A 21886-nucleotide genomic window follows, 5' to 3' on the forward strand; every position below is an offset into this window, starting at 1 on the left:
AAGGATTCTTGGTTGGCGGGCTCCGCTGGGTAGCCTCGCGGGTATGAGGATCGGCATTGTGGGGGCCACCGGCCAGGTCGGTGGGGTAATGCGGCAGGTGTTGGCGGAGCGGGAGTTCCCCGCGGAACAGGTTCGGCTGTTCGCCTCCGCGCGGTCGGCGGGGCGGACCCTGCCCTGGCGCGGCGGCGAGTTGACGGTGGAGGACGCCGCCGCCGCCGACTACTCGGGGCTGGACGTCGTTCTCTTCTCGGCCGGCAAGGAATCCGCCCGGGATCTGGCCCCCCGGGTTGCCGAAGCCGGAGCCGTGGTGATCGACAACTCGTCGGCTTTTCGAATGGACCCGGCGGTGCCGCTCGTCGTCGCCGAGGTGAATCCACACGCCGCGCGGCACCGGCCCCGAGGGATCATCGCCAACCCGAACTGCACCACGATGGCCGCGATGCCGGTGCTGCGTCCACTACACGCCGAGGCGGAGCTGGTGAGTCTCGTCGTCTCGACCTACCAGGCGGTCTCCGGGGCCGGCCTCGCCGGCGTGGCTGAGCTGGACGAGCAGGTCCGGAAGGTGGCCGAGCACGCGAGCGGCCTCACCTTCGACGGCGCGGCGGTGGACTTCCCGGTGCCCCGGTCGTTCGCCCAGTCGATCGCGTTCAACGTGCTCCCGCTCGCCGGTTCGATCGTGGACGACGGGTCCGAGGAGACCGACGAGGAGCAGAAGCTGCGGAACGAGAGCCGCAAAATCCTCGAGATTCCGGAGCTCAAGGTCTCCGGCACCTGCGTCCGGGTACCGGTCTTCACCGGTCACTCACTCCAGGTCAACGCGCGCTTCGCCCGGCCGATCACCCCGCAGCGGGCCCGGGAGTTGCTCGCTGACGCGCCCGGCGTCGCCCTCTCCGAGGTGCCCACGCCGCTGCAGGCCGCCGGTCAGGACCCGACCTATGTGGGTCGAATCCGCGCCGACCAGACCGTCGAACACGGTCTCGCCCTCTTCTGCGCCAACGACAACCTGCGGAAGGGTGCGGCGCTCAACGCCGTGCAGATCGCCGAACTGGTCGCCGCCGAACGCGCCTGAGCCACACCGTCGGCGCCGCTCATACCCCCGGGCGGCGCCGACGTGTTTGGATTGTGGGTGACCAGACGAGGGAGGCAACCGTGACCGACCAGAGCCAGGCGCCGCTGCTCGAGCTCCTCACGGAGCACCGGATGGGTGTGTTGGCGACGCTGCGGCGGGACGGGCCGGCGCAGCTCTCCACCGTGCTCTACCAGTACGACCCGGCGGCCGGGCTGATCCGGATCTCGGTCACCGACAACCGGGCCAAGGTCGCCAACCTGCGCCGGGATCCGCGGGCCAGCTTCCACGTCAGCAGCGGTGCCGGCTGGGCGTACGCGGTCGTCGAGGGGCGGGCCGAGCTGACGCCGGTCGCCGAGCGCGCGGACGACCCCACGGTCGAGGAGCTGGTTTCTCTCTACCGGGCGATGCAGGGGGAACACCCGGACTGGGACGACTTCCGCCGGGAGATGGTGGCGCAGCGCCGGCTGGTGTTGCGGCTGCACGTCGAGCGGGTCTACGGCCTGCCCCCGCGCGGCTGAGCGGCCACCCCATCGCGTCTGGGCTCGTTATCTGCCGCCCTGGTGGGGGTAGTCCGCGGTGCCGACAGCGAGAGGGGGAGCACCATGACAACGGTCGAAGAGTTCATGACGACCCGGTTGGTGACGATGGACGGCAACGACACACTCATCGCGGCCGCCCAGGAGATGCGGGACTGCGCCATTGGGGACGTCGTGGTCACGGATGGTGACGATGTCGTCGGTATTGTGACAGACCGTGACATTACCGTGCGAGCGGTGGCGGAGAACATGAACCCGGCCTCGACCCGGCTGAACGAGATCACCACCCGGGACGTGATCACGGTCAGCCAGCACGACGACGCCGTGGCCGCCGCCGACCTGATGCGGACCTACGCGGTGCGTCGGCTGCCGGTGGTCGAGGATGGGCAGCTGATCGGCCTGGTGTCCATGGGGGACCTGGCGGTGGAGCGTGAACCGCAGTCGGTGCTCGCGGACATCAGCGCGGACGACCCGAACAACTAGCGCGGCCCGGCCAGGTCTCACCCGATCCGGGCGAGGTTGACCGCTCCGGATCGGGGGACCCGTGCGCGGAGGCCGATGGCACCACGGTGGGAGGTGCCATGGGCAGCCCAGTCGCGCGTGCGGACGGGCCGGCGGGGAGGTGGGGACCAATGTCGGAAGCGACCACGGCCTTCTTCAAGGATCTCGACCGGCGGGGCTGCGAGCCGTTGCTGATCAAGACCACCGGAACGGTCCGGTTCGACCTGCACGAGGGGGCGCACACGACGCACTGGCTCCTCCGGATCGACCGGGGGCAGTTGCGGGTGAGTCGGGAGGACCTGGAGGCCGACGCGGTCATCGGGCTCAGCCCGGGGCTCTTCGAGGAGTTGGCCGCCGGTCGGGAGCACGGCATCGCGGCCAGCCTGCGGGGAGACCTGAGGGTCAGCGGTGATCCACGGCTCTTCGTTCAGGTGGAGCGGCTCTTCCCGGGCAATCCACGCGCACGTGGCCCGCGCCGAGCCTTCGAGCGGGAGGTTCGTTGATGCCGGGCAACACGGTGCGCATCCTCGACGGCAACACCTTCGTGGTCTCCGCGGAGAGTGGGGACATCGAGGCGACACCGACCGAGCCGACCGGTCTCTTCTCCCTCGACACCCGCTTCCTGTCCACCTGGGTGCTGACGATCAACGGCGAACGGCTCAACCCGCTCTCCTATGACGACCTGCAGTACTACGAGGCGCGGTTCTTCCTGGTGCCGGGGGCGGCGACGCACTACGTGGACGCCAAGCTCTCGGTCATCCGGGAGCGGGCGGTGGGGGGGAGCTTCCGGGAGACGCTCACCATTCTCAATCACGACGAGAATCCAGTGCAGCTGGAGGTCCGGATGGCGGCGGCAGCCGACTTCGCCGATCTGTTCGAGATCAAGGATGACCAGCTGACCAAGAAGGGCGAGCGCTACACCGAGGCCGAGTCGGACCGGCTGCGGTTGGGCTACCGGCGTGGCAACTTCCGGCGCGAAACCATGATCACCTCGTCGATGCCGGCCCGGTTCGACCAGGGCGGCTTCACGTACACCATCGACCTGGCGGCGAATGAGCAGTGGGTGGCGGAGATCGACGTCCGGACCCTGACCCTCGGCCCCGGCGGCCGGGACCTGCGCAGGGGTCTGCGTGCGCACGGCGACGAGCGGCTCGCCCTGGAACAGGACCTCAAGGAGTGGATCGCGAACGCCCCCAAGGTCAACAGTGAACGCAAGGATCTGACCAAGACCTACCGCCGTTGCCTGGTCGACCTGGCGGCGCTGCGCTTCGTTCCCTTCTCGCTGGGTGGGGCGGCGCTACCGGCCGCCGGCCTGCCGTGGTTCATGACCATGTTCGGCCGGGACAGCATCCTGACCTGCCTGCAGGTACTGCCGTTCACCCCGGAGTTGTCCAAGACGACGCTGCAGATCCTCGCCGCCCTTCAGGGCACCCGGTTCGACGACTTCCGGGAGGAGGACCCGGGCCGGATACTGCACGAGATGCGGTACGGCGAGACGGCGGCCTTCGAGGAGCAGCCACACTCGCCGTACTACGGCTCGGTGGACGCGACCCCGCTGTTCATTGTGCTCCTCGACGAGTACGAGCGGTGGAGTGGGGACGCCGAACTGGTGCGGGCGTTGCAGGTCGAGTGTCGGGCCGCGTTGAAGTGGATTGACAGCTGTGCCGACCTGGTGGGCAACGGCTACATCTGGTACGAACGGCGCAATACCGACACCGGGCTGGAAAACCAGTGCTGGAAGGACTCCTGGGACTCCATCTCCTACCGCGACGGCACCCTGCCGCCGTTCCCCCGCGCCACCTGCGAGGTGCAGGGATACGCGTACGACGCCAAGGTGCGGGCGGCTCGGCTGGCCCGTGAGTTCTGGGACGACCCGGCCTACGCCGAGCAACTGGAGCGGGAGGCGGCCGACCTCAAGGAACGGTTCAACCGGGAGTGGTGGGTGGAGGACAGCGGGTACTACGCACTCGCTCTGGACCCGGACGGCCGGCAGTGCGACGTGCTCAGCTCCAACATCGGGCATCTGCTCTGGAGCGGCATCGTCGACGACGAGCGAGCCCCGACGATCGCCGAGCACCTGGTGGGGCCACGGCTCTTCTCCGGCTGGGGGGTGCGGACGCTGGCCAGGGGGGAGGCCCGATACAACCCAATCGGCTATCACAACGGCACCATCTGGCCGTTCGACAACTCGTTCGTCGCCTGGGGTCTGCGCAGGTACGGCTTCGCGGAGGAGGCGGCGACAGTCGCCAACGGGATCCTCGACGCCGCCCGCTACTTCGACGGTCGGCTGCCGGAGGCGTTCGGCGGCTACCCACGAGAGCTGACCAAGTTCCCGGTCGAATACCCGACCGCGTGTACGCCCCAGGCCTGGTCCACCGGCGCCCCGCTGTTGCTGCTGCGGACCATGCTCGGGCTGGAGCCGCACCAGGGCCACCTGGTTGTCGAGCCGCGACTGCCAGCGGGGATGGGGCGGATCGAGGTACTGGACATCCCGGGCCGGTGGGGTCGAGTGGACGCGTTCGCCCGCGGCCGGCTCGACCTGCGCCAGCGCGGCGAGTGAGGTGAGCCGGCCCCGGCCCCGGCCCCGGCCCGGCCCCTGGGCAGGCGGACGGCCCCAACAATGGGGGCTTCCACCTACCGAGCGGTTACCGAAACCGGGGTAAGGTCGGCGGATGCCGGAACTCGTGTATCCGCCCGTGATCGCCGCCGCCAAGACAATGTTCCGGGTACTCGACCTGAAGATCACCATTGAGGGTGCCCACCACATACCGCGGACCGGCGGCGCGGTCCTCGCCAGCAACCACGTCAGCTACCTCGACTTCATCTTCTGCGGTCTGGGCGCGCGCGAGTCGAAGCGGCTGGTTCGGTTCATGGCCAAGAAGTCCGTGTTCACGCACCGGATCTCCGGGCCGTTGATGCGGGGCATGCGGCACATTCCGGTCGACCGCCGGGCCGGAACCGGCTCCTTCGTCGAGGCGGTCGCCGCGCTGCGGCGGGGTGAGGTGGTCGGAGTCTTCCCCGAGGCGACGATCAGCCGGTCCTTCACCGTCAAGCAGCTAAAGAGCGGTGCGACCCGGATGGCCCGGGAAGCCGAGGTGCCGGTGCTGCCGGTGGCGGTCTGGGGAACCCAGCGGCTGTGGACCAAGGGACGGCCCCGCACCCTTGGCCGGCGGCACACCCCGATCACCATCCTGATCGGGGAGCCGATGAAACCGGCCGCCTACCCGGATGCGAACGCGATGACCACCGACCTGGCCGAGCGGCTGAGCGCCCTGGTCGACCGGAACCAACGGGCATACCCGGAGCGCCCCGCTGGCCCCGACGACACCTGGTGGCTCCCGGCGCACCTGGGCGGCAGCGCACCAACCCCCGCCGAGGCGGGCACCCTGGATCGCTCCTGAGTCGCCCACGGGTCTGGATTACTTCGGAGCGGACGCGGTCACCAGCCCGCCTCCGTGGCTGCGGCGAGCAGGTGACCAAGCTCGGTCTGGGCGGGGTGGAAGTGGGTCGTCAGCGGGTTCGGTTGAGCTCGTAGTCGGCGAGCACGGCGCCGGAGGGGGTTCCCTCCAGCCGCAGCAGATTCCACTGCCGTAGCTGCTCGTCACCCTCGCCGAGTAGTCGTCGCCCGGAGCCCAGCACCGCCGGGGCGATGACGAGTCGGAGCTCGTCAACCAGATTCTCCGCCAGGAGGGACTGGGCGAGGCGGATGCTGCCGTGGACGCCGATGTCGCCACCCGGACGCTCCTTGAGCCGGCGAACGAGATCGGCGACCGGGCTTGAGACGGCCGTGGTGTTGGTCCACGGTACGGTCGGAGCCGCCGAGCTGATCAGGAACTTCTCCACCTCGTTGATGAAGTCGGCGAAGGGCTGTTCCGCCGCTGTCGGCCAGTACAGCGCCCACTCGTCGTAGGTCCGTCGGCCGAGCAGCACGGTATCCTGGGCCTTGATCGTGCGGGCGAGGTTGGCGTACATCACCTCGTCGAAGTCGAAAATGTAGCGGTCGGGTGCCTCCACCACCCCGTCCAGTGACATCAGCGTGTAGAGCACGAGCTTACGCATGCAGATCTCCCTCGGTCGTCGTACGGGATAGCTGATTGTCGAGCCCTGGTATGACAAACGGCTCCGGGCCGCGCGGGGTGGCGGAGGCCGGGCCGGTAGCCGACGGTCGCGGCCGGCGCATACCTACAACTTGCCGAAGCACTCGTGCGTAACCCCGCGACGAGCAAGCGCTCGCAGCCGCGGCAGTAACGCCGCGGAGAGCGACGACCGCCACCCGGGAGAGCCTAGGCATCAGCAGGCTCGGTGCCACGCTGACGGGCCAGGAACTCCTCGATCCGGGCGAGTACACCGTCCCACCCCTCGTCGACGAAGAAGTTCCGAACCTCGGGAGTCGGGAAGCCGCTCTGGACGACGGTCATCAGGGTGCCGCCGTCTTTCTCTTCGAACGTAACCTCGATGCGGGTCGTCATGGTCGTGCCGTCCGGGCTGGCGCCGGTGGAGTCGGTGACGAGCCGGTGCGGGCGGTCGATCTCGACGAAGGTCTGCGTCTCCCGGAACAGCTGGTCGGGGCTGGGTCCCCACACCGCGGTCTGCTGCCCACCAACCCGAAGATCGACCTCGATTTCGACGACGCCGGGCTGTTCGTCGAGGATGGTGAACCAGATCTTCTGCTTCTCGGCGTCCGTGTACGCGTCGAAGACCTCCTCGGGTGTCGCGGGCAGGTGCCGCGTTATCCGCAGGTCGAGCGTCATGAGTTCTGTCCCTTCGGGTCGGGCTGGAGAGTGAGGTAGGCGTCGAGCCCGTCGAGGCGGCGGGCCCAGAGCCGTTGGTAGAAGCCGATCCAGGCCATCGCCTCGTTTAGCGGCGCGGCACCGAGGCGGCACTGGCGTGACCGACCGACTTTCTCGGTGACCACGAGCCCGGCGTCTTCGAGCACCTGGACGTGCTTCTTCATGCCGGTCAGGCTCATCCCGGTGGGCTCGGCGAGCTCGCCGATGGTGGCCGGGCCATCGCCGAGCCGGATCAGAATGCCGCGGCGGGTCGGATCGGCCAGCGACGCGAACACCCGGTCCAGGACATCTTGGTGAACCATGCAGTTCACCTTACGATACTGAACCCCTGAGTTCAATGAATGCGGCAGGCATCCCTGGTAGTGCGGCTACCGGGGCCTACCGCCGCGTCCGGAGTGGCGGAAACTCTCCGCGAGGGTGCCGGCGAACTGTCGCGGGATGAACGGGAACGTGTCGGTGAGGACGTAGTAGTAGGTGCCGTCGGGGTACTCGGGCGTGACTCCGTGTCGGCCGTTGGCCGCGTCCAGCACACCGTGGCCCGCCACGAACTCGAAGTCCTCGGTGTAGGTGCCGTCGTAGGCTCCGCCCGGGCCGTCCGGTCGGACACCGGAGCGGAGTCGGTACGAGGAGGTCAACTCGGTGATGCCGGAGGCCGGGTCCATCGCCTCGGCGTAACCGAGTCCCGCGTAGATGGGGAAGCCGTCGCCGGCCCAGCCGAGCAGCGGAGAGTGGCGGCTCGCGTCCCGCTGGCCGGCCACTGCCGTGGGTAGGCCGTGGTAGTGGTAAGCCCCAGTCGGCTGGACATGCGCGTTGTTGTCGTCCAAACCGAGATTCGTCTTGGGGCTGATCGCCTCGACTGTCCAGCCGGAGGCCGGGTCTCGTCGGTACCACTCGGCGGCGAGCGGGTCGAAGGGGACCCCGTTGATCGCGATGCCGAAGGGTTGCGGCAGGACGAGTGGGGTGGCGCGGCTGGCCTGGGTGCCGTTGCGTGGCAGCTGGAACTCGTACGCCTGGGCCGAGACGGTGTGGGGGTTGTTGGCGTTCGGGAAGCTGCCCCTCGGGTGGTTCGGCACTCCGTTGGCACGGATGATTCGACTGTCCCCGGTGACCGTCACGTCGATCTGGGCGCCGGTGGCGCTGTCGGCGATCGAGTAGCTGCCCGTCAACTCGGTCGACACCGGGGTGGTCGGTGCGTCGACGGGGGTGGCTGACGTCGAGGGGTCGTTGACCCCGGTGACCGTCGTCCGGCCACACGCCGATACCCCGAGGGCGGCGGCGAGCCCACCGAGCAGGAGGACACGGCGGGTGGGTCGACCAGAGCCGTTTCGAGGAGAAGTCATGCCACTACTGTGGTCGCTGATCTCGGGTGCGGACTGTGCGCGGCCTGTGGACCAGCTGGAAATCGCTGAAACGACACCGGTCCGAGTTGTCGACCAAGCCCTACGGGCCGGCTGTCAATCACGATCCTGACGACGAGACCACGAATATCTCCGATTCGCAGGTTTGGGCCGCCACACGAGGAGGGGGCGGTAAGTTGAGAGGCGCTGCGAGCTCGCTCCCGCCCCCCCGGGGTAGGTCAGAAATGTGAAAGGTTTCGCGCGGTGCGTACCAGAAAGATCTGCCTGGTGGGAATGGGTCCGCGGGGGCTCGCGGTCCTGGAGCGACTGTGCGCCAACCACGATGGTGAGAACGAGTTGGTGCTCCACCTGGTGGATCCCTTTCCGCCGGGGTCAGGAAGGATATGGCGGGAGCAGCAGTCGCCACATCTGTTGATGAATACGGTTACCGCCCAGGTGAGCCAGTTTACCGATGAGAGTGTCGACTGCGCGGGTCCGATCAGGCCGGGTCCGAGTCTGCACGGTTGGATGGAGAGCCGTGCTGCCGGGGCGGACCAGGGGCACCGGGGGCCGGACGAATACTCCTCGCGGAGATTGTACGGCCGCTATCTGAGATGGGTCTTTGAACGCGTGGTGTCGGGCGCGCCCGAATCCGTCCACGTCAATGTCCACCGCGCCACCGCAGTGGCGTTGGAGGACGGGAGTGACGGTCAGTGCGTCACTCTGGACAACGGGGATCGACTGCCGGACATGGACGCCGTGGTGCTGTCGCTTGGCCACCTCGACACGGAACTCACGGGTGACGAGCGTGAGCTGGCGGATTTCGCCGAGCATCACGGGCTGCGCTACTTCCCGCCCGGAAATCCAGCGGATTTCGACCTGGATGGAATCGATGCTGGGGAGGCGGTCGCCGTCCGGGGGCTCGGGCTTGCCTTCTTCGACATCCTCGCCCTGGTCACGGAGGGGCGCGGTGGCCGGTTCACACCGCTGGACCAGGGGTTACGGTATGAGCCCTCCGGTCGGGAACCAGTGCTCTACGCCGGGGCGCATCACGGCATTCCGGACTATGCCCGGGGGCGGAACCAGAAGGGCGCCGCGGGCAAGCACAGCCCCCGGTTTCTGACCGGCAGCGCTGCCCGTCGTATTCGTGAAAATCCAGAGTCAACGTTCCGGCGAGACGTGTGGCCCCTACTGGATGCCGAGGTCCGCATGGTCTATTATGCGGCTCTCGTTACGCAACGCCACGGACCAGATGCCGCCAGCGAATTCCAGGAAGAGTACCTTTCTGCGCCGGATGACTCCGAGATTCTTCGACGGCACGGCGTAACCGAGTCAGACGAGTGGAGTTGGGAGAGCGTCGGCCGGCCCTGGCGTTCGCGCGAGTTCCCCGAACGAGGTAACTTCAATCAATGGCTGCTCGACCACCTCCGCAAAGATATTGACCGTGCCAAGGTCGGTAATATTGACGACCCCATAAAAACAGCACTGGACGTCATACGCGACCTGCACGGGGAGATCCGAATGGCCATCGACCTGTCCGGAGTCACCGGGTCCTCGTATCGCGACGAGGTGGTCCACTGGTTCACGCCGCTGAGCACTCTTTTTTCCGCCGGTCCACCGCCGTTGCGGGTCGAGCAGATGGTGGCGCTCATCGAGTGTGGCTTGCTGCAGGTTGTGGGCCCCGAGCCGGAGGTGCGAACAGATCCGCAAGGTGGCTGTTTCACGGTGCGGTCCACCATGATTCCGGGGCGGCCGACCCGGGCCACGGCACTGATTGAGGCGCGTATTCCCAAACCAGACCTACCGCACAGCGCCAACCCGCTGCTACGTTTCCTGCTCGATGCTGGCAAGTGTCGACCGTATCGCATTCCGGACGCCAGTGGTGCCTACGAGAGCGGTGGGCTCGACGTCACCCCACGACCGTTTCGCCTGATTGATGCCGCCGGTGAGCCTCATCCGTACCGTTTCGCCTACGGGCCACCGATCGAGTCGGTTTCCTGGTCGCTGAACGAAACAATCCGGCCCGGCGTTGGGTCCGCGATTCTTGCGAATGCGGACGCAATTGCTCGGGCTGCGCTTTCCTGTTAGCCGCCCATCAACGCGCCGAGAATCCCCAGCCCGGTCGGACCTCGACTGGGGAATCTCGGCGCGTTGGGGGTCTGCCCTGGGCGAGGTGGTTCAGGGCTGCTCGGGAAGCTGCGCGACAAACGCGCGCCACGCCGTGGGCCCGAACACCAGCGCCGCGCCGCTCGGGTCCTTGGAATCCCGGACGCCGACGACTCCCGGCAGGTTGTCGGCGACCTCGGAGCAGTTGCCGCCGCTCGCCCCGCTGCGGGTGGACTTCTTCCAGCGGGCGCTATTGAGGTCCATAGTAGGTCTCTACTTCCCTCAACAGGTCGACGGACGGGTGGCGCGGCAGAGCCTCGTTGCGAACGCTCTCCCACATCATGTGCAGCTTAGCCACTCCATCGTCTTCGTCGACCACCTCGCCACCAAGCTGATTTTCCAGGTGGCCGATCCACCGCCCCTCGGTCGATCGGGCCAGCGCGAACGGCCGCGACAGCCCGATGTGGATACCGGTGGCGGCGGGGACGATCAGTACGTTTACGTGCGGCAACTCGGTCATGGAGATCAAGTGGGCGATCTGTTGTGCCATGATTCCGCTGAAGCTGTCGCCGGTGCGCCGAAGGGTGCCCTCGTCCAGTACCGCGACGAGTTGCGGCGGGTGATCGTTCGTTAGGATTTTCTGTCGCTCCATCCGAGCGGCGGTCAACTGGTCAACCTCACCGTCGCTGAGGCTGTCGTCGGTGCGCAAAACCGTCCGGGCATAGTGCTCCGTCTGGAGCAGACCGGGAATCAGGATCGGCTCGAAGTAGCGAAGTTGGGTCGCGGTGCGCTCCGCGTCCAGCCACCGCAGGAACCAGGACGGGACACCCAGCTTGGCGGCCAGCCGCTCGAACAGGCCGCCGGTCCTGAGCGCGCGGTCGGTGCCCTGGATGAAGTCGATAGTGAGCGCGCGGCGGACTGGCGTCAGCCCACGGCCCAGCGGACCCACATGCCTGGTAATCCCGGGGCTGTGGCGTGCAACCTGGAGTTAGAGCCTTAGTTGGTGGAGGTATCCGAATCCACCGGAGGCGCAGTCGGGGTCGCCCTTCGGTTAAGGGGCTCAGCCGAGGGGGACGTTACCAATGTCCATTCAGATGTGGGAGTGTCGTCGTGCCGACAGTAGTTAGCCAAGATTGGTCGCAGCGAAAGGGTTGAGCCGCATCCGCCGGCTCGATCAGCCTGAACCCGACTAAACCGGCCGTGTCTGAAGTCGATTCCGCGCGTTTGCTGAGCGTGGGGGCTGGTGGGCGGGCGGTGGGGAGAGCGCGCGTCTCTCACGTCCGCGAGGACGTGCTTCGAGCTGTGCTTGCTGGGCTGCGGAGGCTGTGATGACCGACGACCGAAGACCGTCCGAGCTGCACCCCAACCGCGACCCGTCCGGGACGCCCCCACTGCCCGATGGCCACTGGGTGCGAGCGAGTCGCCCCCCGGACCCGAACCCGCTCACCACCGGGCAGAAACTGACGGCAGTGCTGGTGGTGATGATCGTTGTCGTCGCTGTCATAATCGGCGTGCTCCGGTGACGAGGTGGAAGGAACTCCCCGGCTAGCTCCGGAGGAGGGCTCAACTTCGCGCCCCCTTTGCCGCACTGTTGGCCGCATGTGGCCACCCGGCCGGTAAACGTCAGAATGGCCAAGCTGAATGTGCTCTCATCGGGCTCCCCGTCGAAGGAGTGCCCGCGCTACGCCTCGGCGCATCCGTTTCGACGCGCCCGGTAGGCCAGGTAGGCGGCGGACCTCATGAATTTCCAACTCTTGTCGACCGGCCAGGGCGATCGCCGCGGCGTACGGTCGCACGTCGGGCTGACGGAGCAGGACCTCGGTCTCCTGTAGGACCCTGAGCAGAACCCCTCGGTCCGCATGTGGGTGTTGCGCGACGAGCCGGAGGAAGTTGTTGCGTTCCCACTGGTCGAACTCGCCGGCCAGCAGCCTGTCGATGTCCGCCATCGGGGAAGTTCAGCAGGTCGCGGATGGGCTGGTCAGGTATCTGCCCCGGCCCGGTCGCTCGTTGCGGCAGTCGCCTACCGTCGACCTGTGACGATGAGCGACGAGGACTTGGCCGTCATCCGCCGGCGACCGGCGTACCAATCGGCCTTGTGGCTGGGGCGGCTGGCCGTCGTGCCACAGTTGGTGCCGTTCGCCGTCGTTGCGCTTGCTGATGACATCAGCTTGGCGGATGCGGTCTTCTCCTACGCTTGGCTTTCGTTGGTCATGCTGGCCGGCGCGTTCCTACTTCTCTGGCGTGCCGGAGTTCCCTTCGAACGACAGGGTTGGTCGGTGGGAACGGCCGCGGACCCCAAGCTCAACGAGGTCCTGAGGGCAGATCTCCTCTTCCGGCGAAGGTGACGCTTCGCCCGACCGTGCTACCTGGCTTCGCCGACTGCCGGCCGGCCTCGACAGGCTGCGGCGGCACGACCCGCGGCACGCTTGCTGGGGTGGTGGGTTTGGGAGAGTTGCTGGCCTTATGCACCGAAGTCTCGGCGTGGCTTGCTGGACCCGTTCGACGGAGCGCGCCCGTGACGGCGCACGACGTGAGCCGGAAGGGCTTGATAGGCAAGCGTCGGGTTGCCTATGGTTGACGGGGGTAGGTGCTGGCCGTACTGGCAGAGGCGGGGCTGGGCCTGGTCCGAAGGGGTCGGCGGGCCGCGCCGAGGTCCATCATCTCGGTGCCGCACCACTGCGCGCTCGATCATTGAGCGGTGGCCACTGAGCGAACAGGAGAACGCACGTGAGTACCCCACCGACTTTGGACGAAAAGGACGCGCAGGGCCGCAAGACCGGCCGCTGGACCGACCCGGACCCGCACGGCGGTGTGATGGTGGGCGAGTATGTCGAGGGTGAGCGGCAGGGCACCTGGCGGCACTTCTTCGCCGATGGCAGGTTGCGTGCGGAGGGCGGCTTCGACAATGGGACCGTGCACGGTGAGTGGGTGTGGTACCGCTCGTCTGGCGGAATCATGCAGCGGGGCGGATTTGACCACGGACGCAAGCATGGCACGTGGACGAGGTGGAACGCCGCCGGCGAGATGATCGACCGGGGTGACTATGGCAGCGACAAGAAGGTCGGTGAGTGGACGACCTTCAACCGGGACGGCACGGTGAAGCGCACGGTGACCCACCGCGCCCGCCGCTGACTGTCGGCATCGCGCCCGGCCGTGAGCTGATCATTCCCAGAGCTGACGGCGCGTGGACGGTGCGGCCTCGGTCCCGAAGTGCGGCACCAGGACCAGCGGTACGCCACGAACAACCTGACCACGCCACTCAGACTGAAGAGGTGCCTGTGCGCCCGGCAGGATTCGAACCTGCGGCCTTGGGATTAGAAGTCCCCTGCTCTATCCGCTGAGCTACGGGCGCGTGCCGCGGAATGTCGCCCGAGAAGGGTACCGCCGGGGGCCCGGTCGACGGGGGAGCGGGTGGTGGTGACCGCGCCCGGCGGCAATCAGGCCGGCGGTGCCGTCGACTTCGCCTCGGCGGCCTGGCGGGTCGTCGGTGGTGCCGCCTGCGCTGGCGGGCGTCGTCCGCTGTCGATGCTCCCGGTGCCGAGGAATCCGTCGACCCATCGTCCGACCTCCGTCAGGACTCTGTCGCGGACGGTGGGCGCGGAGAGCGTGAGGTCGTGCAGCCCACCGTCGACCCGGAGCAGGGTGACGTGCTGGCCGAGCAGGGGCGCCCAGCGCACCATGTGCTCCACATCCAGCACCGAGTCAGCGCTGGCGGCCGCCTCCCGCCACTTCAGCCCCTTGAAGCTGCGCGTCGAGGCGGCCACGAGCATCGGTGCCGGGATGTCCAGCCCGGCACGGAGCTGTTGCTGGCCCCGCCGGATCGCGGCCAGCCAGCCCGCCCGGATCGGGAAGCCGCCGAGTGGTTTCCAGGCGAGGTCGTAGTTCCACTCGCCGCGGTGGTTGGCGTGCAGGCTTTCGCCGTAGACGGTGCTGAGGCCGTTGGCGAGGGTGCGCTTGGGCGACCGGTGCGCCAGGCGGGCGACGGCCGCCGCTGCGGGGCGCCGCAGCACCCAGGGGAGGTTCAGGTCGAAGAAGGGACTGTTGAGGAAGAGCCCGTCAACCACACCGGCGTCCCGCCGGGCGTGCGCCCAGAGCGAGACGATCAGGCCGCCGGTGGAGTGGCCCATGCCGAGCAGGGTGTCGTGCCCGTCTTCCGATTTGATGATCTCTACGGCGGCGTCCAACTCCGTGAAGTAGTCACCGAGGTCCAGGCAGAAGTTCGCCGTCTGGTGCGGGAGCAGGCTGCGACCGTACTTGCGCAGGTCCAGGGCGTAGAAGTCCCAGCCCTGGGCGGCGAAGTGGTCGGCGACGTGGGTCTGGAAGAAGTAGTCGACAAATCCGTGCACGTAGAGCACCGCACGGTTGGTGGGTCGGTCGGCACGACGGCGTACCAGGGTCGCCACCACCGGCCCCTCGTCATCGGTGCCCAGGTCGATTGTGTGCCGCTCGTAGGGCGGCCCCAGCACGTCTGGTTCCACGACTCTGACGGTACGCCGGCGAGCTACCGGACGGTAGCCCTCCTCCCGGCGTGGTGCTGGAGGAGGGCCGGGTACGTCCGAGCTGGTGGTGGTGCGGCCGTCAGTCGTCGGGGTCCTGTGCTCCCCCGGGTGGCGGGCTGGTGTCGCGTAGGTGCTTGTTGTGCCGGGGCTCCTGGCGGGTCTTCGCGTCGTTGAGGCGGCGGCGCAGGTCGTCCCGGACGTCGTTGAGCGCCGCCTGCAGGTCCTCCTCCGCCGAGGTGGTGACGATCTTCTGCCGGCCGGCGATCCAGCACTCCAGGGTGACCTTCTGCCCCTTCGTCTCCCGGTTCTTGACCGATACCTCCAGCTCGGTGGCGTCGGCGTGGAAGCTGGCGAGCCGGGCATCGAGCATGCCGAAATGGTCGGCGATCCAGGCCCGATCGCCCTGCGCGAAGCCGGCCCCCACCCGGAGGCACTCGTTGACGGTGGCCGGGTTGGTGACCCCGCTCATGACCGCGCCTGGCCGGTGCCGGTGGTGATCGTCATCATGATCACTGACCCCTTCATCCGGTTACGTTCTTTCTGATCCAGGTGTACCCAGTTCTTTCCGTTCCGGAACATGGTCAATTCTGCTGCTTGCTCCACTGCTGTCCCAGGGCCAGAGGCCCCTAGCAGACGGGCCTTTGAACAGGTTGTTGTCCACACCCTGCTCCGTTGTCCACAGCTCACCCCAGCGCGATGGCAGTGCCCGACGGGGCCGGACAGGCTCAGGCCGAGCAACTCGCGATGACAACCTGATCCGGGAGGGACGATGTTCGACACCCACGTCACGGTGATTGGCACCGCGGTGACCGCGCCCGAGTGGCGGCGCACCAACCAGAGCCAGACCCTGGTGGCCAACTTCAAGGTGTCCTCCACCGCGCGCCGTCTCGACCGCGAGAGCGGTCGCTGGGTTGACGGCAACAGCCTCCGCCTTCGGGTCAACTGCTGGCGTCGGCTCGCCGAGGGGGTCGTGACCTCGGTGATGGTCGGCGACCCGGTGATCGTCTCGGGGCGGCTCCACACCCGCGACTGGACCGACGATGCCGGCAGCCATCGGACCCACTACGAACTGGAAGCCGTCGCGGTCGGGCACGACCTCTCCCGCGGTCGGGGTCGGTTTCTGCGTAACCGACCGGTGGCCACGACCGGCGCAACGGCAGATACCACAGCCGATCCCACGGTGGACCCCACGGCCGAGCTCCCGGTGGATGCCACAGCGCAACTGCGGGTGCCCGGTGCGCCGACCGAGTCGGCATCGGTTGCTCCCGCCAACCAGCAAGTTGACCAGCCAGTCGACGAGGAGGTCGAGCTGCCCGCGTTGCCCGATCCCCCGCCCGTCGCCGGTGCTGACATGGATCTCCTGGACGCCCCGACTGCTGAGGCGGACCGGGGCGAAGCTGGTTCTGGTCAGACCGACGGGTCCGCCGCCGCCGGGATCCCGCACCCGCCAGTGGAGGTGACCGATGGGGCCAGCCAGGTCGATTCGGCCGGCCAGAGCGCAGAGCCGGCACCCAGCGGTAGCCGAGCCCGAAGGGGCCGGGGCCGGGTGTCCGTCTGACGGCGACCAGTCTCGGGCGTTGGTTGGTGCCGGCCCGCGGGGGTCTGGTGGGAAGGGCGCGACGGGGGCGGGGTGGGGTGCCGGCCGCCGTGGGCCGTCACCCCGCGCGTCCATGTCGCCGCCCGGCTCCGTCCGCCGCCGAGGGAGCAAGCGAGACGGTCGGGCAGGCCGGACGTGGGGCTCGGCTACGCTGACCGGCCGGAGGTGATGGCCGGTGCGGCAGGCGACAGTGGCGGGGCTCGTCGCGGGGTACGCGGTGGATGCGCTGGTCGGCGACCCTCGCCGCTGGCATCCGGTGGCCGGGTTCGGCCGCGCGGCGAGTGCCCTGGAGCGGCGGATCTACCGGCCGGACCGGGCGGCCGGCGCGGCCTACACCGCGCTGGCGGTGGGGGTGCCGGTGGTGCTCGGTGCCGCGGCGACGGTCGCCACCCGAGGGCGCCCCTTTGCGCGAGGCGCGGTCGTGGCTGCTGGCACCTGGGCTGTGCTCGGCGGGCGCACGTTGCACCGGGAAGCGGCGGTGCTCGGTGCGGCGCTGGGCGATGGTGACCTGCCGTCGGCCCGGCAACGCCTGGGACACCTCTGCGGGCGGGACCCGTCAACGCTGGACGAGCCGGAGCTGGCCCGCGCCGCCGTCGAGTCGGTGGCCGAGAACACCTCCGACGCCGTCGTCGCCCCGTTGCTCTGGGGCGCGGTCGCTGGCCTGCCCGGGCTGCTGGGCTACCGGGCGGCGAACACCCTCGACGCGATGGTTGGCCACCGCTCCTCCCGGTACGCGCGTTTCGGCGCCCCCGCGGCCCGCCTCGATGACCTGCTCAACCTCGCTCCATCCCGGCTAACTGGACTGTTGACGGTCGCCGTGGCGCCGCTGGCCCAAGGGGACCGGGAGCGGGCCTGGCGGGTCTGGCGCCGGGACCGGAACGACCACCCCAGCCCCAACGCCGGGCAGTGCGAAGCGGCGGTCGCCGGGGCGCTCGGCGTCCGGCTCGGCGGGCGCAACGTCTACGCCGGCCGGGTCGAGGTGCGTCCATTCCTCGGCGACGGCCCCCGTCCAGACGCGAGCCACCTTCCTCGCGTGGCCCGGATCTCCGCCGCCGTTGGGCTCGCCACGCTCGGGCTCGCGACGGCGTACCCGTTGACCGTGGGGCGGCTGCTCTCCGCCGTGGGCCGCCGGGCGATCAGCGGCGGGAAACAGGTCGTAGGCGGGCGGCGGCGGTGAGCGGCGGACTGCTGGTCACCGGGACCACCTCGGACGCCGGCAAGAGCGTCCTCACCGCCGGGATCTGCCGCTGGCTGCACCGGCAGGGCGTGCGGGTGGCGCCGTTCAAGGCGCAGAACATGTCCAACAACTCGGCGGTGGTGGTCGGCCCGGACGGGCGCGGCGGTGAGATCGGACGGGCGCAGGCGATGCAGGCAGCGGCCTGCGGCCTCGCCCCGGAGCTGCGGTTCAACCCGGTGCTGCTCAAGCCGGGCAGCGACCGGAGCAGCCAGGTGGTGCTGCTCGGTGCGGCGGTCGACACCCTCACCGCCGGGTCGTTCCGGCAGCTTCGCCCCCGCCTCGCCGAAACCGCGTACGCGGCCCTGGCCGACCTGAGGGCCGCCTACGACGTGGTGATCTGTGAGGGCGCGGGTAGCCCGGCGGAGATCAACCTACGGGCCGGGGACTACGTCAACATGGGGCTGGCGCGGCACGCCGGCCTGCCCGCGATCGTGGTCGGGGACATCGACCGGGGCGGGGTGTTCGCCTCCATGTTCGGCACGGTGGCCCTGCTGGAGCCCGCCGACCAGGCGTTGGTAGCCGGATTCGTCATCAACAAGTTTCGCGGCGACCCGGGCCTGTTGGCCCCGGGCCTGGACATGCTGCGCCAGGTCACCGGAAGGCCCACCTACGGGGTGCTGCCCTGGTCACTTGACCTCTGGCTCGACGCCGAGGACTCGCTGGCGTACGGGCGGGTACTCGGCCGTCCGGCCGCGCCCCACGGCCAGGACTGGCTGGACGTGGCCGTGGTCCGGCTGCCCCGGATCAGCAACGCCACCGACGTCGAGGCGCTCGCCACCGAACCGGGTGTGCGGGTGCGCCTCACCGTCGAGCCCGCCGAACTCGCCGCCGCCGACCTGGTCGTGCTGCCCGGCTCCAAGGCGACGGTGGCGGACCTGGCCTGGCTGCGCCAGACCGGCCTCGCGGATGCCGTGCTCGCCCACGCCGCCACCGGGCGGCCCCTGCTCGGCATCTGCGGAGGCTTCCAGATGCTCGGCCGCCACATCCACGATCCGGTGGAGAGCGGGCAGGGCAGCGTACCCGGCTTGGGGTTGCTGCCGGTCGAGGTCACCTTCGACCGAAGTAAGACGGTCCGGCAGTCGACCGGCACCGGGTGGGATGGCGTCCCGGTCCACGGCTACGAGATCCACCACGGGTACGTCTCGGCCGCCGCCCCCGACCTCGACGCGCTCTTCGCGTACGCCGACGGCACCGGTGAGGGCGCGATCGCCGGGGCGGTGTACGGCACCCACTGGCACGGCGCGTTCGAGTCGGACGGGTTCCGTCGCCGCTTCCTGACCGAGGTGGCCCGGCAGGCGGGCCGACACGGGTTCCGGGCGGCCCCGGACACCTCCTTCGCCGGCGCCCGCGAGCGTTCCCTGGACCTGCTCGGGGATCTGGTCGAGGAGCACCTGGACACCGCCGCCCTGTGGCGGCTGATCGAAACCGGACCGCCACCGGGCCTGCCGTTCATCCCGCCGGGCGCACCCGACGGGGGCCCGGCCGTCTGACCCGGCAGCCAGCCGATGGGGGTCAGCCTGACGGGAGGCGGCCGTCTGACGGGGAGCCGGCCGTCTGACGGGAGTTGGGCCCAGTGTCAGTCGCGGACGTCGGCGGGGTGGTCGGAGAGTGGGAGTCCCGCCTCCCGCCAGGCCTGCACCCCGCCGATGACGTCGGTGGCGCGACGTAGGCCCAGCGCGCGTAGGCCCGCCACGGCCAGGCTGGAGCTGTAACCCTCCCGGCACACCACCACGACCTCCCGGTCGTACCGGGTGGCCTCCGGGATCCGCCAGGTACTGGCCGGGTCGAGCCGCCACTCCAGCACCGCCCGCTCGATGACGATCGCACCGGGCAGCTCACCCTGCTCCGCCCGCTGCCGTTCGGTGCGGGTGTCGATCAGCAACGCCCCGGCGCGGATCGTCTCGACGGCCTGGTGCGGGGTCAGCCGGCGCACTCCGGCGCGGGCCTGCTCCAACAGGGCATCAACGCCTGGGCTCATCACGCTGTGGGACACCAGCCGATCATGCCGCCCGCGCCCGGCGACGCGCGGTCGAACGGCGTCGGCCAGCGGCACGACCGCCCGAACGGGCGACGGACCGAGGTGGCGCGGCTCCGCCGCCGGATACGGTCAGGCCGTGGCGGTAGCGGTGATGGAGTCGTACGCCCGGCTGGCAGAGCGGGTGTGTGCGGCGCCGGCGCGGTTGGGAAAGACCCGGCTGGTGGCGGTGGACGGACCGAGCGGCGCGGGCAAGAGCTGGTTCACGGCGCAGCTCGCCGATGCGCTCGCCGCCGGGCCGGGCCGGGCCCGCCCGGTGGTGATTCACACCGACGACCTGCTCGACGGCTGGGCTGACCAGCTCACCTTCTGGTCCCGGCTGGAGGAGTGGGTGCTGGCGCCGGTGCGGGCGGGACGGGTGGGGGAGTACCGGCGGTTCAGTTGGGTCCGGCATTCGTTCCTGCCCCGCCCGGTGCCGGTGCCGGTGTCACCGGTCCTGCTGCTGGAAGGGGTGAGCGCGGCGCGTGCCGCGGTGGCGCCGGAGTTGAGCCTCGCCGTGTTCGTGACCGCCCCGGAGCAGCTGCGGCTCACCCGGGCGGTGACCCGGGACGGCCCCGGGATTCTGCCGGAGCTGCGTCGCTGGCACGCGGGTGAGCGGGCCCACTTCGCGGCCGACGGCACCTGCGGCCGGGCGGACCTGGTGGTGGACGGTGCGCCGGTGTTGCCCCACGACCGCGCCCGGTACTACCTGCGGCGAGGCTGGTCGGTAAGGCCGGCATACGATGCCGGTCATGACAACACCGATCATGTCCGAGTCTGACCTGCGGGCCGCGCTTGAGCGGGAGCTGCCCGGCGTCCGGGCGGACCTCGAGCGCCTCGTCCGGATCCCGAGTATCGCGTTCGACGGCTTCGACCACACCCACGTGGAGCGTTCCGCGGCAGCGGTCGCGGAGCTGCTGCGGGACTGCGGCCTTGAGGTGCGGCTGGCCCGCGCTGGTGGGCAGCCGGCCGTGATTGGGACGAAGGCGGCGCCGCCCGGTGCCCCGACCGTGCTGCTCTACGCCCACCACGACGTGCAGCCGGTCGGTGACCGGTCGCTGTGGGAGTCGGACCCGTTCGAGCCGGTGGAGCGGGACGGCCGCCTCTACGGCCGCGGCGCCGCCGACGACAAGGCGGGCATCATGGCGCACATCGCGGCGCTGCGGGCATTCGGTGACTCGCTGCCGGTGGGCGTCGTGCTGTTCATCGAGGGCGAGGAGGAGTACGGCTCCGACTCGTTGGCCGGGCTGCTCACCGAGTACCGGGACGAGATCGCCTCGGACGTCATCGTGATCGCCGATTCCACCAACTGGGACATTGGCGTGCCAGCGCTGACCACGTCGCTGCGCGGAATCGTGAACTGCTTCGTCGAGGTCCGCACGCTGGAGCACGCCGTACACAGCGGTATGTACGGCGGCCCGGTGCCGGACGGGCTGACCGCGCTGGCCCGGCTGCTCGCCACCCTGCACGACGACGCCGGGAACGTGGCCGTGGACGGGCTGGTCAGCCGGGGCGGTGCGGCGGTGGACTATCCGGAGGACCGCTTCCGCGCCGAGGCGGGGCTGGCGGAGGGCGTGCAGTTCATCGGCACCGATCAGATCACTGACCGGCTCTGGACCAAGCCGGCCCTCGCGGTACTCGGCATCGACGCGCCGGCCACCGGGGAGGCGCCGAACGCCCTGGTCCCGGCCGCGAAGGCCAAGCTCAGCCTGCGGTTGGCGCCGGGTGATGACCCCAAGCGGGCGTACGCGGCGCTTCGCGCGCACCTGAGTAGGCACGCTCCGTGGGGCGCGCAGGTGTCGGTCACCCTGGAACACGACGGCGACCCGAGCCGCATCGACGCCTCCGGCCCGATGTTCGACGCGGCTCGCTCGGCGTTCCGTACCGCCTGGGACGGCACCGACCCGGTGGACATCGGGGTCGGCGGTTCGATCCCGTTCATCGCCACGTTCCAGGAGATGTTCCCGCAGGCCGCGATCCTGGTGACCGGTGTGGAGGATCCATACGCCCAGGCGCACGGCCCGAACGAGAGCCTGCACCTGGGGGAGTTCGCCCGGGTGTGCCTGGCCGAGGCGCTGTTGCTGCGGAACGTCGCCGCCGCTGGGCGGGACTGAGCCGCAGCGGGGGTCTCCAACGGCAGGTTTGACCCCTGGGCAGGGCTGACCTCTGGGCAGGGGCTGACCCGGCACGGCTGAGCCGG

At 69.5% G+C, this 21886-nt stretch carries 24 protein-coding genes, 1 tRNA gene and 1 pseudogene; 15 read left to right on the top strand and 11 right to left on the bottom strand.

Features of this window, described 5'->3' with window-relative positions; genetic code table 11:
* Nucleotides 1-43 precede the first annotated feature (43 nt).
* The 6 genes from SALPAC3_RS0119785 to SALPAC3_RS0119810 all read left to right on the top strand — a co-directional run bounded on the left by SALPAC3_RS0119785 (nt 44) and on the right by SALPAC3_RS0119810 (nt 5507).
* Complete coding sequence (locus SALPAC3_RS0119785) at nt 44-1069, top strand: aspartate-semialdehyde dehydrogenase (protein ID WP_018827632.1); 1026 nt, start codon at nt 44-46, stop codon at nt 1067-1069.
* A gap of 80 nt (nt 1070-1149) precedes the next feature.
* Nucleotides 1150-1587 carry a PPOX class F420-dependent oxidoreductase gene (locus SALPAC3_RS0119790; RefSeq protein ID WP_018222919.1) on the top strand — a complete coding sequence of 146 codons (438 nt, stop codon included), beginning with the start codon at nt 1150-1152 and terminating at the stop codon, nt 1585-1587.
* An 84-nt stretch (nt 1588-1671) separates the two neighbouring features.
* Nucleotides 1672-2088 (top strand): CBS domain-containing protein, encoded by a 417-nt coding sequence (locus SALPAC3_RS0119795; RefSeq protein WP_018222920.1) that lies wholly within the window; start codon nt 1672-1674, stop codon nt 2086-2088.
* A gap of 149 nt (nt 2089-2237) precedes the next feature.
* On the top strand, nt 2238-2609 hold the full coding sequence (locus tag SALPAC3_RS0119800) for an SCP2 sterol-binding domain-containing protein (protein WP_018222921.1): 372 nt from the start codon (nt 2238-2240) through the stop codon (nt 2607-2609).
* Nucleotides 2609-4666: an amylo-alpha-1,6-glucosidase gene (locus SALPAC3_RS0119805; RefSeq protein ID WP_018222922.1), complete on the top strand. Its 2058-nt coding sequence runs from the start codon at nt 2609-2611 to the stop codon at nt 4664-4666. The genes SALPAC3_RS0119800 and SALPAC3_RS0119805 overlap by 1 nt, the downstream gene beginning before the upstream one ends.
* 112 nt (nt 4667-4778) lie before the next feature.
* The gene (locus SALPAC3_RS0119810; protein ID WP_018222923.1) at nt 4779-5507 is read left to right on the top strand and encodes a lysophospholipid acyltransferase family protein; all 729 of its coding nucleotides are present in this window, start codon (nt 4779-4781) and stop codon (nt 5505-5507) included.
* A gap of 109 nt (nt 5508-5616) precedes the next feature.
* Here SALPAC3_RS0119810 and SALPAC3_RS0119815 read toward each other — a convergent pair whose 3' ends face one another.
* The 4 genes from SALPAC3_RS0119815 to SALPAC3_RS0119830 form a co-directional block, all read right to left on the bottom strand.
* On the bottom strand, nt 5617-6165 hold the full coding sequence (locus tag SALPAC3_RS0119815; protein ID WP_018222924.1) for a dihydrofolate reductase family protein: 549 nt from the start codon (nt 6163-6165) through the stop codon (nt 5617-5619).
* A 224-nt stretch (nt 6166-6389) separates the two neighbouring features.
* The gene (locus SALPAC3_RS0119820) at nt 6390-6857 is read right to left on the bottom strand and encodes an SRPBCC family protein (protein ID WP_018222925.1); all 468 of its coding nucleotides are present in this window, start codon (nt 6855-6857) and stop codon (nt 6390-6392) included.
* Nucleotides 6854-7198 (bottom strand): ArsR/SmtB family transcription factor, encoded by a 345-nt coding sequence (locus SALPAC3_RS0119825; protein WP_018222926.1) that lies wholly within the window; start codon nt 7196-7198, stop codon nt 6854-6856. The genes SALPAC3_RS0119820 and SALPAC3_RS0119825 overlap by 4 nt, the downstream gene beginning before the upstream one ends.
* A 66-nt stretch (nt 7199-7264) precedes the next feature.
* Nucleotides 7265-8236, bottom strand: a complete 972-nt coding sequence (locus SALPAC3_RS0119830; RefSeq protein ID WP_018222927.1) for a YHYH protein — start codon at nt 8234-8236, stop codon at nt 7265-7267.
* A 291-nt stretch (nt 8237-8527) separates the two neighbouring features.
* On the opposite strand from SALPAC3_RS0119830, the gene SALPAC3_RS0119835 reads away from it, so the two are divergent.
* Complete coding sequence (locus SALPAC3_RS0119835) at nt 8528-10321, top strand: FAD/NAD(P)-binding protein (RefSeq protein WP_080635205.1); 1794 nt, start codon at nt 8528-8530, stop codon at nt 10319-10321.
* A gap of 90 nt (nt 10322-10411) precedes the next feature.
* Here SALPAC3_RS0119835 and SALPAC3_RS0119840 read toward each other — a convergent pair whose 3' ends face one another.
* Both SALPAC3_RS0119840 and SALPAC3_RS0119845 read right to left on the bottom strand, forming a co-directional pair.
* Nucleotides 10412-10603 carry a DUF397 domain-containing protein gene (locus SALPAC3_RS0119840; RefSeq protein WP_018222929.1) on the bottom strand — a complete coding sequence of 64 codons (192 nt, stop codon included), beginning with the start codon at nt 10601-10603 and terminating at the stop codon, nt 10412-10414.
* A pseudogene (locus tag SALPAC3_RS0119845) lies at nt 10590-11327 on the bottom strand (DUF5753 domain-containing protein); the annotation flags it as partial. The gene SALPAC3_RS0119840 and the pseudogene SALPAC3_RS0119845, both read right to left, overlap by 14 nt.
* A 340-nt stretch (nt 11328-11667) precedes the next feature.
* Here SALPAC3_RS0119845 and SALPAC3_RS0119850 point away from each other — a divergent pair.
* Nucleotides 11668-11862 (top strand): hypothetical protein, encoded by a 195-nt coding sequence (locus SALPAC3_RS0119850; RefSeq protein WP_018222931.1) that lies wholly within the window; start codon nt 11668-11670, stop codon nt 11860-11862.
* A gap of 126 nt (nt 11863-11988) precedes the next feature.
* On the opposite strand, the gene SALPAC3_RS0119855 is transcribed toward SALPAC3_RS0119850, so the two are convergent.
* Nucleotides 11989-12285 carry a hypothetical protein gene (locus SALPAC3_RS0119855; protein ID WP_018222932.1) on the bottom strand — a complete coding sequence of 99 codons (297 nt, stop codon included), beginning with the start codon at nt 12283-12285 and terminating at the stop codon, nt 11989-11991.
* 87 nt (nt 12286-12372) lie between these two features.
* Here SALPAC3_RS0119855 and SALPAC3_RS0119860 point away from each other — a divergent pair, with 87 nt between their 5' ends.
* Both SALPAC3_RS0119860 and SALPAC3_RS0119865 read left to right on the top strand, forming a co-directional pair.
* Nucleotides 12373-12684 (top strand): hypothetical protein, encoded by a 312-nt coding sequence (locus SALPAC3_RS0119860; protein ID WP_018222933.1) that lies wholly within the window; start codon nt 12373-12375, stop codon nt 12682-12684.
* 382 nt (nt 12685-13066) lie between these two features.
* Nucleotides 13067-13471, top strand: coding sequence for a toxin-antitoxin system YwqK family antitoxin (locus SALPAC3_RS0119865; RefSeq protein WP_018222934.1), 405 nt, complete (start codon nt 13067-13069; stop codon nt 13469-13471).
* Nucleotides 13472-13618: 147 nt separating this feature from the next.
* Here SALPAC3_RS0119865 and SALPAC3_RS0119870 read toward each other — a convergent pair.
* The 3 genes from SALPAC3_RS0119870 to SALPAC3_RS0119880 form a co-directional block, all read right to left on the bottom strand.
* Nucleotides 13619-13691 (bottom strand) — tRNA-Arg (locus tag SALPAC3_RS0119870).
* Nucleotides 13692-13776: 85 nt separating this feature from the next.
* A complete protein-coding gene (locus SALPAC3_RS0119875) occupies nt 13777-14817 on the bottom strand; it encodes an alpha/beta hydrolase (protein ID WP_018222935.1) in 1041 nt (346 codons plus the stop codon).
* Between the two features lie 100 nt (nt 14818-14917).
* Nucleotides 14918-15307, bottom strand: a complete 390-nt coding sequence (locus tag SALPAC3_RS0119880) for an HPF/RaiA family ribosome-associated protein (RefSeq protein WP_018222936.1) — start codon at nt 15305-15307, stop codon at nt 14918-14920.
* 300 nt (nt 15308-15607) lie between these two features.
* Between SALPAC3_RS0119880 and SALPAC3_RS0119890 the strand changes: the two genes are divergently transcribed.
* From SALPAC3_RS0119890 to SALPAC3_RS0119900, 3 genes are all read left to right on the top strand, one after another.
* Nucleotides 15608-16396 carry a single-stranded DNA-binding protein gene (locus tag SALPAC3_RS0119890; protein ID WP_018222938.1) on the top strand — a complete coding sequence of 263 codons (789 nt, stop codon included), beginning with the start codon at nt 15608-15610 and terminating at the stop codon, nt 16394-16396.
* A gap of 214 nt (nt 16397-16610) precedes the next feature.
* Complete coding sequence (locus SALPAC3_RS0119895; protein WP_018222939.1) at nt 16611-17612, top strand: cobalamin biosynthesis protein; 1002 nt, start codon at nt 16611-16613, stop codon at nt 17610-17612.
* Nucleotides 17609-19162 (top strand): cobyric acid synthase, encoded by a 1554-nt coding sequence (locus SALPAC3_RS0119900; RefSeq protein WP_018222940.1) that lies wholly within the window; start codon nt 17609-17611, stop codon nt 19160-19162. The genes SALPAC3_RS0119895 and SALPAC3_RS0119900 overlap by 4 nt, the downstream gene beginning before the upstream one ends.
* Before the next feature lie 86 nt (nt 19163-19248).
* On the opposite strand, the gene SALPAC3_RS0119905 is transcribed toward SALPAC3_RS0119900, so the two are convergent.
* Nucleotides 19249-19725: a rhodanese-like domain-containing protein gene (locus tag SALPAC3_RS0119905; protein ID WP_018222941.1), complete on the bottom strand. Its 477-nt coding sequence runs from the start codon at nt 19723-19725 to the stop codon at nt 19249-19251.
* 61 nt (nt 19726-19786) lie between these two features.
* Here SALPAC3_RS0119905 and SALPAC3_RS0119910 point away from each other — a divergent pair, with 61 nt between their 5' ends.
* Both SALPAC3_RS0119910 and SALPAC3_RS0119915 read left to right on the top strand, forming a co-directional pair.
* Nucleotides 19787-20467, top strand: coding sequence for a uridine kinase family protein (locus tag SALPAC3_RS0119910; RefSeq protein WP_018222942.1), 681 nt, complete (start codon nt 19787-19789; stop codon nt 20465-20467).
* Nucleotides 20454-21800 (top strand): dipeptidase, encoded by a 1347-nt coding sequence (locus tag SALPAC3_RS0119915; protein ID WP_018222943.1) that lies wholly within the window; start codon nt 20454-20456, stop codon nt 21798-21800. The genes SALPAC3_RS0119910 and SALPAC3_RS0119915 overlap by 14 nt, the downstream gene beginning before the upstream one ends.
* The last annotated feature ends 86 nt before the right edge of the window (nt 21801-21886 follow it).

The sequence above is a fragment of the Salinispora pacifica DSM 45544 genome (assembly GCF_000378845.1).
In the GTDB taxonomy this organism is placed as follows: Bacteria; Actinomycetota; Actinomycetes; order Mycobacteriales; family Micromonosporaceae; genus Micromonospora; species Micromonospora pacifica.

What these genes read in the sequence shown, in the direction of transcription:
- SALPAC3_RS0119785 (WP_018827632.1), top strand. Translation starts at nt 44, where the DNA reads ATGAGGATCGGCATTGTGGGGGCCACCGGCCAGGTCGGTGGGGTAATG.
- SALPAC3_RS0119795 (WP_018222920.1), top strand. Translation starts at nt 1,672, where the DNA reads ATGACAACGGTCGAAGAGTTCATGACGACCCGGTTGGTGACGATGGAC.
- SALPAC3_RS0119800 (WP_018222921.1), top strand. Translation starts at nt 2,238, where the DNA reads ATGTCGGAAGCGACCACGGCCTTCTTCAAGGATCTCGACCGGCGGGGC.
- SALPAC3_RS0119805 (WP_018222922.1), top strand. Translation starts at nt 2,609, where the DNA reads ATGCCGGGCAACACGGTGCGCATCCTCGACGGCAACACCTTCGTGGTC.
- SALPAC3_RS0119810 (WP_018222923.1), top strand. Translation starts at nt 4,779, where the DNA reads ATGCCGGAACTCGTGTATCCGCCCGTGATCGCCGCCGCCAAGACAATG.
- SALPAC3_RS0119815 (WP_018222924.1), bottom strand. Translation starts at nt 6,165, where the DNA reads ATGCGTAAGCTCGTGCTCTACACGCTGATGTCACTGGACGGGGTGGTG.
- SALPAC3_RS0119820 (WP_018222925.1), bottom strand. Translation starts at nt 6,857, where the DNA reads ATGACGCTCGACCTGCGGATAACGCGGCACCTGCCCGCGACACCCGAG.
- SALPAC3_RS0119825 (WP_018222926.1), bottom strand. Translation starts at nt 7,198, where the DNA reads ATGGTTCACCAAGATGTCCTGGACCGGGTGTTCGCGTCGCTGGCCGAT.
- SALPAC3_RS0119830 (WP_018222927.1), bottom strand. Translation starts at nt 8,236, where the DNA reads ATGACTTCTCCTCGAAACGGCTCTGGTCGACCCACCCGCCGTGTCCTC.
- SALPAC3_RS0119835 (WP_080635205.1), top strand. Translation starts at nt 8,528, where the DNA reads ATGGGTCCGCGGGGGCTCGCGGTCCTGGAGCGACTGTGCGCCAACCAC.
- SALPAC3_RS0119840 (WP_018222929.1), bottom strand. Translation starts at nt 10,603, where the DNA reads ATGGACCTCAATAGCGCCCGCTGGAAGAAGTCCACCCGCAGCGGGGCG.
- SALPAC3_RS0119850 (WP_018222931.1), top strand. Translation starts at nt 11,668, where the DNA reads ATGACCGACGACCGAAGACCGTCCGAGCTGCACCCCAACCGCGACCCG.
- SALPAC3_RS0119855 (WP_018222932.1), bottom strand. Translation starts at nt 12,285, where the DNA reads ATGGCGGACATCGACAGGCTGCTGGCCGGCGAGTTCGACCAGTGGGAA.
- SALPAC3_RS0119880 (WP_018222936.1), bottom strand. Translation starts at nt 15,307, where the DNA reads ATGAGCGGGGTCACCAACCCGGCCACCGTCAACGAGTGCCTCCGGGTG.
- SALPAC3_RS0119890 (WP_018222938.1), top strand. Translation starts at nt 15,608, where the DNA reads ATGTTCGACACCCACGTCACGGTGATTGGCACCGCGGTGACCGCGCCC.
- SALPAC3_RS0119915 (WP_018222943.1), top strand. Translation starts at nt 20,454, where the DNA reads ATGTCCGAGTCTGACCTGCGGGCCGCGCTTGAGCGGGAGCTGCCCGGC.